Below are 11,833 nucleotides of genomic sequence, written 5' to 3'. Positions count from 1 at the left end.
TATTAATACTGGATGAAAAATATTTTCCATTATCATATTGGATTAACTCAGTTGAGCCTCCACCAATATCAGCTAATATGAATTTTCTAGGAGTTGATTTTATTATTTTAAGGCGATAAAGAACAGCAGTTAATGTTAAAAATGCCTCTTTTTCTGCATCAATCACGGTAAAAACAACTCCTGTAGCAACTTTCAGTGATTGAATAATTTCTACTCTGTTAGATGCTATACGCATAGCCGCTGTTGCATAAGCGACAATTTCATGAGATGAAAAATCAAATATTTTTTTTGCTTCTTCAATTGCTCCAATAATCCGTATTAATGCAGCATCCCCGATTTTTTTATCTGCATACAGTGATTCGGCTGTTTTAACAATTTTTTCAAAATTATTACCCCACACAAAACCGTCAAATTCAATAAAACGAATTGTATTGGACCCCAAGTCAATTGCAATCATGAAATGCAAATATCCTTGACCCAAATAGATGGAGTCCATGTTTCTATTGAGCCTTGCTTTAATGTTTCAAGATCGATTTTTGATGCATAATGGCTTTTAAAATAGTCAACAACTCCCATAATACCCTCATCAATTCCAAACATACCTATATATTGTTGAATCCCTTTCTCGATCACTTCTTGAGATACTTTGTCACGCAGTTTTTGTTCTAACTGAACACAATACACCTGAGTCATTATGCTAGCAATTGCAGCATATTTATCAGTGATTGAAAAATAGGGTTCAAAAATAGCAAGTGTTTCAGATGCCATCCCTTTTGCAGCAATACGTTGCGCTTGATCTACTAAGAGATTCCATTGGCGTTCTAAAACTTGAGCTTCGGGAGTCTCATACAATAAGGGATATGAACTAAGATAGGAGAAAGCATTTGCAAGATTATTCGATGAAATTGCATCAAAAAAGAGATGCTTCACACGAATAGTATCTGCCATTTCTTGGGCTTCCAAAGCATAATCAGGAAAAGCACTTAAAATTTCACATGCCTTACGCGCTGATGCATAATCACCTTGCATATACCCCTTTTGTGCTTGGGTATACAGTTTATTGGCATAATCTATAATCGAGTTATATTCTGAAAACTCTTTTAAAAATGGGTGCATTTTAATTAAATCAAAAAATTTGACAAAATCACGAGCAGCAATAATTTTTTTCATGTATTCATACATTCGACGTTGTTCAAAAAGTTGTTGAATTAATACTGTTTTTTCGGATATTCCTCGATATTGTGTTAAAAGTTGACGTGCTTGATCATCACCATTAGGTGTTAATATTAACTCTTGTGCTTTCATAAAAAGTTTTTTCCAGCGTATTTCCATTTTACGATAAGGTTCAGTATCTTGAAATGCAGGAAATTGTTTAGCCTGAGAATACGCAAGAGCAAAACGCCCTTCCTGTACATAGGTTTGAAATTGAGCATATTTTTCATACGCACGTAAAATTTGTGTGATTAAGGCATTTTTTTTAGGAATACCGGTGAACATATCCAAAAGCTCTTTAGCTTTCAGTTTTTCATTTTTTTCTAAATACAATCGTGCTTTTTCAAATACATCTGCCCATACACGTTCAACCACCTCATATGGTTTTGAATAGAAAAGCATCGGATTTTCTTCTAATGCATCATAAAAAACTTTATATCGGCGTTCCCGAATCATTTTCATGTATTCATCATCATCTCCTAAAAGAGAATAAATACGAACACTTCCCTCAGCCGTTCCAATAGCCAAGCGAAACCCTTCTGGAATCAAAGCTAAGGATGTAACTGACTCAGATATTTTGATATAACGCTGTTTGATTTGCTCTAAAGTGTGCAAATCATATAATCCTATAGAACCTAGTTTAGTAGCAATAAAAGCAAATTTCTTATCCTGACTAACAGTCATTGTAGTAACTTCATCATTCATTTTAGTAAGACGTTTGATCATTTTTCCGTTACGCATATCCCAAATGATGAGTGTCCCCTCTTTATCGACGGAGAGTATTCGCGCTTCAGGCAAAAATTGAATTTTCATAACTGCACTGGTATGCCCACGCAATTTAAGTGGCTGTTTCATAGTTGCTAAATTGAGTAAATTAATGGTGCGGTCATAACTTCCTGTAGCAATCCATTGCCCGTTATCATTAAAAGCAACCGTAGTAATAAAGTCTGCATGCGGTGGCATCGAAAAAGCTAGACGAGCCGTTTTTAACACCCATGCAAATGCTTTTCCATCTTGTCCGCATGTAACACAATATCTACCGTTAGGATCTACGCCGACACTTTCGATTTCTCCTTGATGACGTCCAACTTTATACAATAGCTCTTTTTTGGTAACACTAAAAACAGCGGCTTTATTCGTACCTGGAAGCATTGAAATAGATATTTTGCCATCAGGAGTCATATCAACATGAGTACCAATAATACGTTCATGCATAATATTACTTTTAAACCCGCCGGCTACCGCATAGTTGGTTAAATCTATAATTCGAAGTGCATTTTGAGCATCAATTATTCCCAACTTATTATCATCAAGTGCCTTTAACATGAGAATGGGAATTTTAATATTAAATGATTTTAAAATATTCATGCCTACTCCACTTAATGTTCTTCACTGCTAAGATAACGGTATTCTTTCAAAAGTGCTCGAATTTCATTCTGATGTTCTTCACCTTTTGTTTCTAAATGAATCATGACATTAGCATCTCCATACGCTAAAGTCGTCGATGTACGATCATATGCTATATGAACGATATTAGCATTGAGATCTTGTAGCATTCGAGTCAGTTGCATTAGGGCACCAGGTTTATCTACCAATGTTACCGTCAATTTCATTTTACGTCCCGATTTAATAAGCCCTTTTTCAATAATAACTGATAGAAGTGTAACATCCATGTTCCCGCCACTCAGTACGATAGCGACTTTTTTACCTTTTAAATCTGACAATTTATCGTGTAGAACCGCAGCAACACCGACGGCACCGGCGCCTTCAACAACGAGTTTCTGACGTTCCAATAAAAATAAAATAGCATTAGCAATCTCTTCATCGTCTACGCTTACGATACGATCCACACTTTCTAAAATATGTGCAAGTGTTACTTCTGAAGTATCACGTACCGCAATTCCGTCTGCAATGGTTCGTACTGAAGTGCTATCGATTGCTTTTTTGGCTTCAAATGACTCTTTCATTGCAGGAGCACCTACAGCACTGACTCCGATAATCTCTGTTTTAGGTGAAAGTGCTTTAATCGCTGAAGCCATACCGGAGATTAACCCTCCCCCGCCAACGGGAACAACGATAGCATCCAAATCATTCATTGCCTCAATCATTTCGATTGCAATTGTCCCTTGTCCTGCCATAACCGCTTCATCTGCAAAAGGGTGGACAAACACCATTTTATGCTCTTGCCCGTACATAGATGCATACGCATATGCTTCATCATAGTTGCTGCCAGCTAAAATGACCTCAGCACCGTAATAGCGGACACCATTTATCTTTGTTAAAGGAGTGGATTCAGGCATAACAATCAATGCTTGAATACCAAAAATCTGCGCTGCCATTGCGACACCCTGCGCATGATTTCCTGCACTCGCTGCAATCACACCGCATGAGCGTTCTGTATCGCTCAATGACGCAATTTTATTATACGCTCCACGGATTTTAAATGCCCCAGTAACTTGAAGATTTTCTTTTTTAAGATAAATTTCTATACCTGATTGTTCGCTTAATCTAGGAGCATAAGCAAACGGAGTCTCTACTACCGTCTCTTTAATACGTTCATGTGCTTGATAAATAGTAGTTAAATCAATCAAAAATTCCCTTTATCCATTTATGAGTCTATGTTCGACCATACTACAATGATTTTGAACGACATATAACCCTGATTTCTTTGCTTTTTCAGCTGCTTTATTGTTTACAATTCCTTTTTGTGCCCAAAATACTTTTACATCACCGCGTGCGATACACGCATCAGCAATTGTATCCAAAGCATCCGGTTTACGGAAAATATTAACCATATCGATTGCAAACGGAATCTCCTCAATAGAACGATAAACTTTTTCTCCTAAAATCATATCTTCTTTTGGATACACCGGAATAATGATATATCCGACATTTTTAAGATATTCTGCAACGCGATAGCTGTCTTTTGTCACATCCGGTGAAAGCCCTAGAATAGCGATCGTTTTTACACTAGCAAAAATAGATCGTATTTCATCGTTTGATGCATTTACGGTAGGAAATTCACATTCCATAAACACTCCTTTATACTAAGTAACCTATTATACCAAAATCTTTATACACCTTTGAAAATGCTCCCAGTTATAGACCTAAAATTTTCTTCATCAATAAAAATAATTATGAAGCAAGATTCCAAATCTATTCACCATATTGGAAATGACGAAAATTAGTTAAGTATAGCAGATTAGATTAGACGTTTATGGTAAAATTCCATATTAATTTTACACCTAAGAGAGCAAAAATGGAAATTTTAGAGACCGAATCAGCATTTAAAGCATGTGTTCAAGAGATTCAAAACACCACAGGATACAAAAATCCCCTCGCATTCGGTATCTGTCGTGTCGATTTCGGTCAACTTGATAGCGATAAAATCCTCCAAGCGACCTATCCGCACATCAACTGGAACGAGAACTTCGGCAGTGCGGCGATTTTTATCCAAAGTGCTCAAGAGCAAGGATTCGAGATTGATTTTAATGCGGATGAAGTGATCTTTCCCGTAACACTAAAATTTTTAGAGGGGTGTTTAAATGCATTTACCCCTTACTCTGATGAAGCGTATGGCGATGCACATAAAAATATCCAAGTAATCTCAGCCCTCTACAATCAAATCAAAGAGCGCGGTATGCGTGATGGTGAATTTCGTCTCGTCATCCTTTTCAACGATGTTGCTTGCACGAGTGTTGAGGGAACCTACCTCAAACTCTACGCCCTCTCTACCTCGAAAGCGGCTCTTCGCTCGCTTAACCTTAACGGTGCGTTCGGTGCATTACACAATGTTGCATGGTCGGACGGTCAGCCAATCGAACTCGAATGGCTCCGTGAAAATGAGATCGAACTCAAATTTGCCAATGAATATCCGAAAATTGATTTCGTCGATAAATTCCCTCGCTATCTCCAACACATCATCCCTGCGAATAACACTCGCGTTTTGGACGATTCAAAAGTCCGTTTCGGAGCACAGCTCCATGCAGGAACGACGATTATGCCGGGTGCAAGTTATGTGAACTTCAATGCCGGTACTACAGGTGTGAGCATGGTTGAGGGACGTATTTCGAGTTCTGCGGTTGTGGGTGATGGCTCAGACGTGGGCGGAGGGGCTTCTATCCTCGGTGTTCTCAGCGGAACGGACGGAATCCCGGTTACAATCGGTAAAAATACTCTACTCGGTGCCAACTCGGTAACGGGTATCGCATTGGGTGATGGGTGCATCGTTGATGCTGGGATCGCTGTTTTAGCGGGAACCAAATTTGCGGTTAGTGCCGAAGAACTTGCTAAAATCCAAGAAGCGAATCCATCTAAAGCCCTCAGCGGTACAAGTTTCAAAGGGAAAGATTTGGTAAGTCTCAACGGTATCCATTATCGCCAAGACTCTACAACAGGACAACTGCTCATCCGCCGCTCAACTCGTGAAGTTAAGCTTAACGCTGATTTACATTAATTCTAAATCACTTTTTGGGCAATGTTAGGTTCATTACTCGATACGCGAGGCTAAGTTTTTAAAGCGATTTCTTCTTTGGAGAAGTCACTTTCATACTTCGTGTCAATGTAGTTGGCATATGTGTAAAGATATTCATACTCTCAACACGTGAAAGTAGTCTCATTGATGGATCAAAATTTTCGAGTTCATAACCGAGATCCAAAGTGGTAATAACTGTTTTACCGATAATATGCCGCCCTTTATTTCCTTCTTTATCAATCGTACGAATGCCCCAAATATTGTGTAATATTAGTATATTATCTTGATAGGTTCCAATGTAGAGAACAACATGTCCTTTAAGGTATATAATAGTCTCAAAGGGAATGGCTTTTTCTTTGATTAAGATAAGCTTTTCATCATTAGAAAGCCCCTCAAAAGATATCACTTCTCCTTTCTTCGCTTGTGCAGATGAATTTCGCGGTAGCCAAATCCCAAAAGGAGTCATCATATCGCGTATCATTGATGAACAATCCCTTTCACCATACATTCCACCCCATCCATAAGTATTTTTCAATAAATGTGCGCCGATCAAAATTAAATCTTTTTTGTTGAAGCGACTTATACCGATATGGGCAGAAGCTTGAGGAACCAATAATTCTTTACTAGAGGTATTTGAATCGATTGTTTTAACGATATAGTACTCTCCTTCGATTCGTTCCAATGGCAGAACCATTCCGATACGAGAATGAACAGTGTATTGATTAGAGAGAGTGTAAAGAGGTATATTATCTTCGAGTAAAAAAACTTTTTTAGCCTGTTTAAAATTTTGTACTGTTTGATCATCAACGACGGTAATTCCATCTGATCTGACCCATCCGGATACATTATTGCTAAAAATATAGCTCCATGCACCATCTTTACTCAAATGAGAAATAAATATAGGTTCATTGTAGTGCAAAGTACTATTTTGAAGTAGATCAAATGGATATCCTTCCCCTGGAAGGGCAGGATTTTTATACAAAGGCTTATCTGTAGGAAAAGCTCGGATATCCAATGTTTTCAAAGCAATTCCCTTTGTATTGATCGTTCCATACATTTCAAAATTGCTATTCTCACGGATTTGTTCAAACCAAAGCGAAGGAATAGGTCTAAGATTACTTCCATATCCTCCTCTGAAAGCACGGAGAGGCCATGTGATTTCTTGAATCTTTTGGGGAGGAATAAGATAATCCCATGCCGCGAAATAACGTGATTCAAAATTGTTTTGTATTTCGTAAAATATTTCTCGATCATTAGCATTTTGTTCGACATAGGGGAGAACTGATTGCTCAAATCTCTCCAAGTCATTAACTTTTGGAGTGTATTCAGGAAATTTGATTTCTAGGTTTTTGGGAAGCGAACAGCAAAAAATATTGCTACTATCCGTCTTATTATTTTCGAAATAAATAAGACTAGGAGGAGAAAGTTTGAGTGGTGACGGTGGAATTGGAGTGTGATTACTACACCCTCCCAATGTTAATAAAAATCCACTCATCCACAGCGTTATTTTCATTTATTTATCTCACTTTTATTCTATTCCGCCGAAACGCCCCACAACCCTACCTATAATTTCAACTTCATCTCTAGAAGTTACATAAGTAGGATAGTCTTTATTATCTGAAATAATATCGAGTTTCCCATCAATTCGAACTTGAAGCCGTTTTATAAATAACCCATGTTCCGTTCGAATCGTAAAAATACCACCTCGACTTATATCACTTTTTGAACGATTTATGAAAATAATATCGTTATAGCTAAATGTTGGTTCCATTGAATCGCCTGAAACATTGATTGCTTCAATATGGCGTAACTCTTTTTCTCCACCCAAAGAGAGGACAAAATTCTCTTCTAACATCAACGGTTCATACGAGAGTTCGTCATTTTCCGCCCCTCCCCCGGCCGAGGCGCTCACCGATGAGAAATAACGTACCATGTAAAAACGGTTGGTTGGTTCAATTAAGCTTTCTGGAGATTGATTGTACAACAACCAGTTAATAGCAATAGAACGTTTGGCACAAAAATCAAGAAGCTCATTGAATGGAATTTTATTACGCTTTTTCATCGTTGCAAAATTCATTTGAGAAATATACAGCAAATCTGCTACATCTTTATCAAATACTTTTTTATCAGGGAACTCTGATGAGACAATATCTTTGATGGTTTCAACAATATCACTAAATGTTTTCATACTGAAATCCTTTTACAATATCTAATTAAGAATTGTAAGTATTATGACACATAAAAGATATAAATATTGCAAATTGACATATTTTTTAGATTAATTTTAAAAATATTTTACGATTTGCCTAATTAAAAGTTTACTCAAGGAGTTGACAATGGCACAAGTAATTCGTAAAGCAAATAGTTGGATGGATCGTTTCGAAATAAAAATGGGGATTTGGGCAGAAAAACTGTTTTAGGAGCATTGCTCAGTTTCTGCATTGTTTCCATGTTCTTCTTTTATTTTATCCAGACGTGCCAAATGATAGCCACGGAAAATATAGACTAAAAATAGGACAAAAAGAACAATAATTAGCGTATCAATAATCTCAAGCATACTACATACCTTCTTTATAGGTGTCAAAATTTTGTTTGATTCCTTCGTAAAGGATAATTCCTGTACTAATAGCGAGATTAAGGCTACGTCCCTCTTTCGTCATTGGAATCGTCATGCATTGATCCGGATAGCATTCTAATATCTCGCTGGGAATACCGGATATTTCACTACCGAAAAAGAGATAATCTCCCTTTTTAAAAGTTATCTTAAAATAAGGTTTATCGGTTTTAGTTGTTGCAAAATAGTATTTTTGGCTTTCAGGATGTGCATCTAGGAAATCATCAATATTTTCCCAAATATGTAAATCAATTTTATGCCAATAATCAAGTCCGGCACGTCGAACTGCTTTTTCATCAATATCAAACCCAATTGGTTTGATCAAATGAAGTGATGTCCCAGTATTAACACATAGCCGCCCGATAGCACCTGTATTGTTTGGGATTTGAGGATGAACTAAAACGATATGAAACATTTAGAAAATGATCGTTTTGTTGGCATGCACAAAGATACGATCCTCCAATGCTAACTTAAGTGCTTTAGAAAGGACAATTTTTTCAACATCTCGCCCTTGTCGCTGCATCTCTTCCCAACCGTGTGCATGATTGACATGGATAACGTCTTGAGCGATTATTGGTCCCTCATCCAAATTGTTATTTACAAAGTGAGCCGTCGCTCCAATAATTTTTACCCCGCGTTCATACGCTTGTTTGTATGGATTTGCCCCGATAAATGCAGGGAGAAACGAATGGTGAATATTGATGATCTTGTCTTCATACGCTTTGACAAAACGGGGTGTCAAAATACGCATGTATTTTGCCAGTACCATATAATCAATATCGCCGAGTTCTGAGAGCTGAGCGAGAACACGTCTTTCATGCTCATCACGATCACACCCCTCATGTGATACCGTATAAAACGGGATGTCAAATTTTGAGACAAGCGGTTCAAGTAGATTGTAGTTAGAAACAACGCCTACAATATGGCAATCGAGTTCTCCTGCTTCATAACGGATCAAAATATCACCCAGTGCATGGGACTCTTTGGTTGCCATCAAAATCACCCGTTTTTTACGGGGAGCGATTACATCAAGATGAGCATGATCAGGAAGAACTTCTAAAAGTTCTTGTTTAAGCGCAGATGGATCGATTTCTCCGGCAACAACACTACGCATAAAAAACTTATTATAAGTTTTATCAACAAACTCATTATTTGAAATAATATTGAGGTTACGATGAAAAAATATGCTGGAGACTTTATAAACCAACCCTTTTTCATCGTTACAATCAATCAATACACGATATTGTTCGTTCATATATACATCCTCTTATTTGTGAAGATTTTAAGATTCTTTGATAGTGTCTAAACGGCTATCGATAGTAGCTAAAAGATATTCTAAAAAATTAAGCGTTAAATCTACTTTTGCTTCAATTTGAACATTATTAGGGGATTGAAATCCTTCAAATAAAACGAGAAGACGTTCCCGAATCCCATCAAGCATTCGAGCTTCATCATCACGAACAGCATGTGTTGTATTCATAACTGTTTGAGAGACACTTTTCCGTTCTTCATGCTGATAAGCTGGAGACTCTATTATCGGCTCAATTTTGTTAATTGGCTCAGACAATGTGGTTAACTCTTCAATTTCGGCTAAAGTCGATAAAATAACATCTTTTAGTTCCATGCTCGTAACAACCACCTTTCAAACTGAATAAATTCTGCTTCTTCATCCATTTGGACAAAAAAAGCTTTCATTTCATTGTTGACACCTAAAAACTTTTTACGCATTCCGGAAAGTCTACGAATAGCGATTTTTGCATCTGCATTAGAGGGATCTTTTTTGAGAATCTCTTTGTAAATTTCAAGAGCATCTTCTTTGAGCCCTTGAAGCTCGTAAATATTGGCGAGGGTTAGAGTTTGCATTTGGCTGCAAAATTAGCGATGATGGAACCCATCTCGCTGGTTGAACAAATCTCTTTAGCATCAAACCCTGAAATGTCTTTGGTACGGTACCCTTCAGCCAATGCTTGCTTGATTCCATAATCAATACGATCCGCTGCACGGTTTTCACCGAGTGCAAAACGGAGCATCATCGATGCACTCGCGATAGTAGCGATCGGATTCGCGATCCCCTGCCCTGCAATGTCGGGAGCTGAACCGTGAATCGGTTCATAAACACCGATAGCTGAACCGACAGAGGCTGATGGGAGAAGCCCGATAGAACCGGAGAGCATACTTGCTTCATCGCTCAAAATATCCCCGAAAATATTTCCGGTGAGGATAACGTCGAACTGTTTCGGATCACGGATCAACTGCATTGCTGCATTATCGACGTACATGTGGCTGAGTTCCACTTCAGGATATTCCTTGGCGATCTCTTCAACCACTTCTCTCCACAACTGACTGACATCCAAAACGTTTGCTTTATCGACTGAGCACACTTTTTTAGAGCGTTCCATTGCAATTTTAAAGGCAACATGGGCAATTCGTTCAATTTCAGGACGGGTATAAACCATCGTATTCCATCCGCGATTCTCATCCCGACCTTTCGGTTCACCGAAATAGATACCGCCGATCAGCTCACGAACCACCATCAAATCAACCCCTTTGACGATCTCCGGTTTGAGAGAGCTGGCATTGATGAGTTCGTCATAAACATTCGCAGGGCGAAGATTGGCGAAAACGCCTAACTCTTTACGGAAACGGAGTAAACCGCTTTCTGGACGTTTTTCACGAGGGAGCGTATCCCATTTGATACCGCCGATAGCACCGAAAAGAACGGCATCGCTTGCCAAAGAGATATCAATCGTCTCTTGTGGCAACGGATCACCAGTAACGTCATACGCACATCCGCCCATAAGGGCTTCTTGGTAATTAAATTCGATATCTTCACACGCAGCAACCGCGTCTAAAACTTTAACCGCTTCATCGATAATCTCAGGACCGATTCCGTCCCCTTTAATAAGTGCAATATTGTAACTTTTCATCAATTATTTCTCTCCAGCTACGATTTCAGCATTTGCATAATTCATTAATCCACCTGTTGAGATCAACTCTTGCATAAATGGTGGAATTGGAATAAAGCTATAAACTTTACCGTTAGTTGTGTTGGTGATGGTTCCTGCATCCATGTCGATACTGACCGATTCACCCTCTTTGATTTCCAAACTTTCAGTCAACTCAAAAATCGGAAGACCCATGTTGAACGCATTACGATAAAAAATACGGGCAAAGGTTGGAGCGATAACCGCTGCTACACCCGCTGCTTTGAGTGCAATAGGAGCATGTTCACGTGATGAACCACACCCGAAATTTTCATCGGCGACGATAATGTCACCGGGAGTCATTTTACTCACGAATGTCGGATCAGCATCTTCCATGACATGTTTTGCGAGTTCTTTTGGGTCTGAGGTATTCAGATAACGTGCGGCAATAATGAGGTCGGTATCGATATCTTTACCGAAATTCCAAACCTTTCCTTCAATTTTCTGCATCAAAAAAATCCTATGGTACGTAAAATTGGTGGGATTATAGCTTAGATGTGTTGAAAGAGTTTTAAATCCCCGAAAAAGAGATTTAATAGTGATTAATAT

General features: G+C 38.3%; 13 protein-coding genes and 1 pseudogene. 1 reads left to right on the top strand and 13 read right to left on the bottom strand.

The window, feature by feature from the left end; genetic code table 11:
- The 4 genes and pseudogenes from WA010_RS07530 to WA010_RS07515 form a co-directional block, all read right to left on the bottom strand.
- Positions 1-457 (bottom strand): annotated as a pseudogene (locus WA010_RS07530) (phosphatase); the annotation flags it as partial.
- The gene (locus tag WA010_RS07525) at positions 454-2,580 is read right to left on the bottom strand and encodes a WD40 repeat domain-containing protein (protein ID WP_422556516.1); all 2,127 of its coding nucleotides are present in this window, start codon (positions 2,578-2,580) and stop codon (positions 454-456) included. The gene WA010_RS07525 and the pseudogene WA010_RS07530, both read right to left, overlap by 4 nt.
- 11 nt (positions 2,581-2,591) lie before the next feature.
- Positions 2,592-3,803: a threonine ammonia-lyase gene (gene ilvA / locus WA010_RS07520; RefSeq protein WP_422556515.1), complete on the bottom strand. Its 1,212-nt coding sequence runs from the start codon at positions 3,801-3,803 to the stop codon at positions 2,592-2,594.
- A gap of 9 nt (positions 3,804-3,812) precedes the next feature.
- Positions 3,813-4,244, bottom strand: a complete 432-nt coding sequence (locus WA010_RS07515; RefSeq protein WP_422556514.1) for a CoA-binding protein — start codon at positions 4,242-4,244, stop codon at positions 3,813-3,815.
- 227 nt (positions 4,245-4,471) lie between these two features.
- Here WA010_RS07515 and WA010_RS07510 point away from each other — a divergent pair, with 227 nt between their 5' ends.
- Complete coding sequence (locus tag WA010_RS07510; RefSeq protein WP_422556513.1) at positions 4,472-5,668, top strand: tetrahydrodipicolinate N-succinyltransferase N-terminal domain-containing protein; 1,197 nt, start codon at positions 4,472-4,474, stop codon at positions 5,666-5,668.
- Positions 5,669-5,726: 58 nt separating this feature from the next.
- Here the strand turns inward: WA010_RS07510 and WA010_RS07505 are convergent, their stop codons facing one another.
- The 9 genes from WA010_RS07505 to WA010_RS07465 form a co-directional block, all read right to left on the bottom strand.
- Complete coding sequence (locus WA010_RS07505) at positions 5,727-7,199, bottom strand: SH3 domain-containing protein (RefSeq protein ID WP_422556512.1); 1,473 nt, start codon at positions 7,197-7,199, stop codon at positions 5,727-5,729.
- A 15-nt stretch (positions 7,200-7,214) separates the two neighbouring features.
- Entirely contained in the window at positions 7,215-7,874 is a 660-nt protein-coding gene (locus WA010_RS07500; protein ID WP_422556511.1) for a S24 family peptidase, read from the bottom strand.
- Positions 7,875-8,102: 228 nt separating this feature from the next.
- Positions 8,103-8,243, bottom strand: coding sequence for a hypothetical protein (locus tag WA010_RS07495; RefSeq protein WP_422556510.1), 141 nt, complete (start codon positions 8,241-8,243; stop codon positions 8,103-8,105).
- 1 nt (position 8,244) lies between these two features.
- Positions 8,245-8,715 carry a tRNA (cytidine(34)-2'-O)-methyltransferase gene (locus WA010_RS07490; protein WP_422556509.1) on the bottom strand — a complete coding sequence of 157 codons (471 nt, stop codon included), beginning with the start codon at positions 8,713-8,715 and terminating at the stop codon, positions 8,245-8,247.
- Positions 8,716-9,555 carry a formyltetrahydrofolate deformylase gene (gene purU / locus WA010_RS07485; protein WP_422556508.1) on the bottom strand — a complete coding sequence of 280 codons (840 nt, stop codon included), beginning with the start codon at positions 9,553-9,555 and terminating at the stop codon, positions 8,716-8,718.
- Positions 9,556-9,582: 27 nt separating this feature from the next.
- Complete coding sequence (locus WA010_RS07480; RefSeq protein WP_422556507.1) at positions 9,583-9,924, bottom strand: CiaD-like domain-containing protein; 342 nt, start codon at positions 9,922-9,924, stop codon at positions 9,583-9,585.
- Positions 9,915-10,163 carry a tetratricopeptide repeat protein gene (locus WA010_RS07475; protein WP_015653561.1) on the bottom strand — a complete coding sequence of 83 codons (249 nt, stop codon included), beginning with the start codon at positions 10,161-10,163 and terminating at the stop codon, positions 9,915-9,917. Before WA010_RS07475 ends, WA010_RS07480 begins: the two co-directional genes overlap by 10 nt.
- Positions 10,151-11,227 carry a 3-isopropylmalate dehydrogenase gene (gene leuB / locus WA010_RS07470; protein WP_422556506.1) on the bottom strand — a complete coding sequence of 359 codons (1,077 nt, stop codon included), beginning with the start codon at positions 11,225-11,227 and terminating at the stop codon, positions 10,151-10,153. The genes WA010_RS07475 and leuB overlap by 13 nt, the downstream gene beginning before the upstream one ends.
- 3 nt (positions 11,228-11,230) lie before the next feature.
- Positions 11,231-11,734 carry a 3-isopropylmalate dehydratase small subunit gene (locus WA010_RS07465; RefSeq protein WP_422556505.1) on the bottom strand — a complete coding sequence of 168 codons (504 nt, stop codon included), beginning with the start codon at positions 11,732-11,734 and terminating at the stop codon, positions 11,231-11,233.
- Positions 11,735-11,833 lie beyond the last annotated feature (99 nt).

The organism is Sulfuricurvum sp. (genome assembly GCF_049305995.1).
GTDB lineage: Bacteria > Campylobacterota > Campylobacteria > Campylobacterales > Sulfurimonadaceae > Sulfuricurvum.
Note: the sequence above shows the minus strand (reverse complement) of the source record. Positions and strands in the feature narration are given on the sequence as shown.

Bases quoted from the DNA above. Each gene is read 5' to 3' on its own strand.
- WA010_RS07465 (WP_422556505.1), bottom strand. From the start codon at position 11,734: ATGCAGAAAATTGAAGGAAAGGTTTGGAATTTCGGTAAAGATATCGAT.
- WA010_RS07510 (WP_422556513.1), top strand. From the start codon at position 4,472: ATGGAAATTTTAGAGACCGAATCAGCATTTAAAGCATGTGTTCAAGAG.
- WA010_RS07490 (WP_422556509.1), bottom strand. From the start codon at position 8,715: ATGTTTCATATCGTTTTAGTTCATCCTCAAATCCCAAACAATACAGGT.
- WA010_RS07525 (WP_422556516.1), bottom strand. From the start codon at position 2,580: ATGAATATTTTAAAATCATTTAATATTAAAATTCCCATTCTCATGTTA.
- WA010_RS07500 (WP_422556511.1), bottom strand. From the start codon at position 7,874: ATGAAAACATTTAGTGATATTGTTGAAACCATCAAAGATATTGTCTCA.
- WA010_RS07495 (WP_422556510.1), bottom strand. From the start codon at position 8,243: ATGCTTGAGATTATTGATACGCTAATTATTGTTCTTTTTGTCCTATTT.
- leuB (WP_422556506.1), bottom strand. From the start codon at position 11,227: ATGAAAAGTTACAATATTGCACTTATTAAAGGGGACGGAATCGGTCCT.
- WA010_RS07515 (WP_422556514.1), bottom strand. From the start codon at position 4,244: ATGGAATGTGAATTTCCTACCGTAAATGCATCAAACGATGAAATACGA.
- purU (WP_422556508.1), bottom strand. From the start codon at position 9,555: ATGAACGAACAATATCGTGTATTGATTGATTGTAACGATGAAAAAGGG.
- WA010_RS07480 (WP_422556507.1), bottom strand. From the start codon at position 9,924: ATGGAACTAAAAGATGTTATTTTATCGACTTTAGCCGAAATTGAAGAG.
- WA010_RS07505 (WP_422556512.1), bottom strand. From the start codon at position 7,199: ATGAAAATAACGCTGTGGATGAGTGGATTTTTATTAACATTGGGAGGG.
- WA010_RS07475 (WP_015653561.1), bottom strand. From the start codon at position 10,163: ATGCAAACTCTAACCCTCGCCAATATTTACGAGCTTCAAGGGCTCAAA.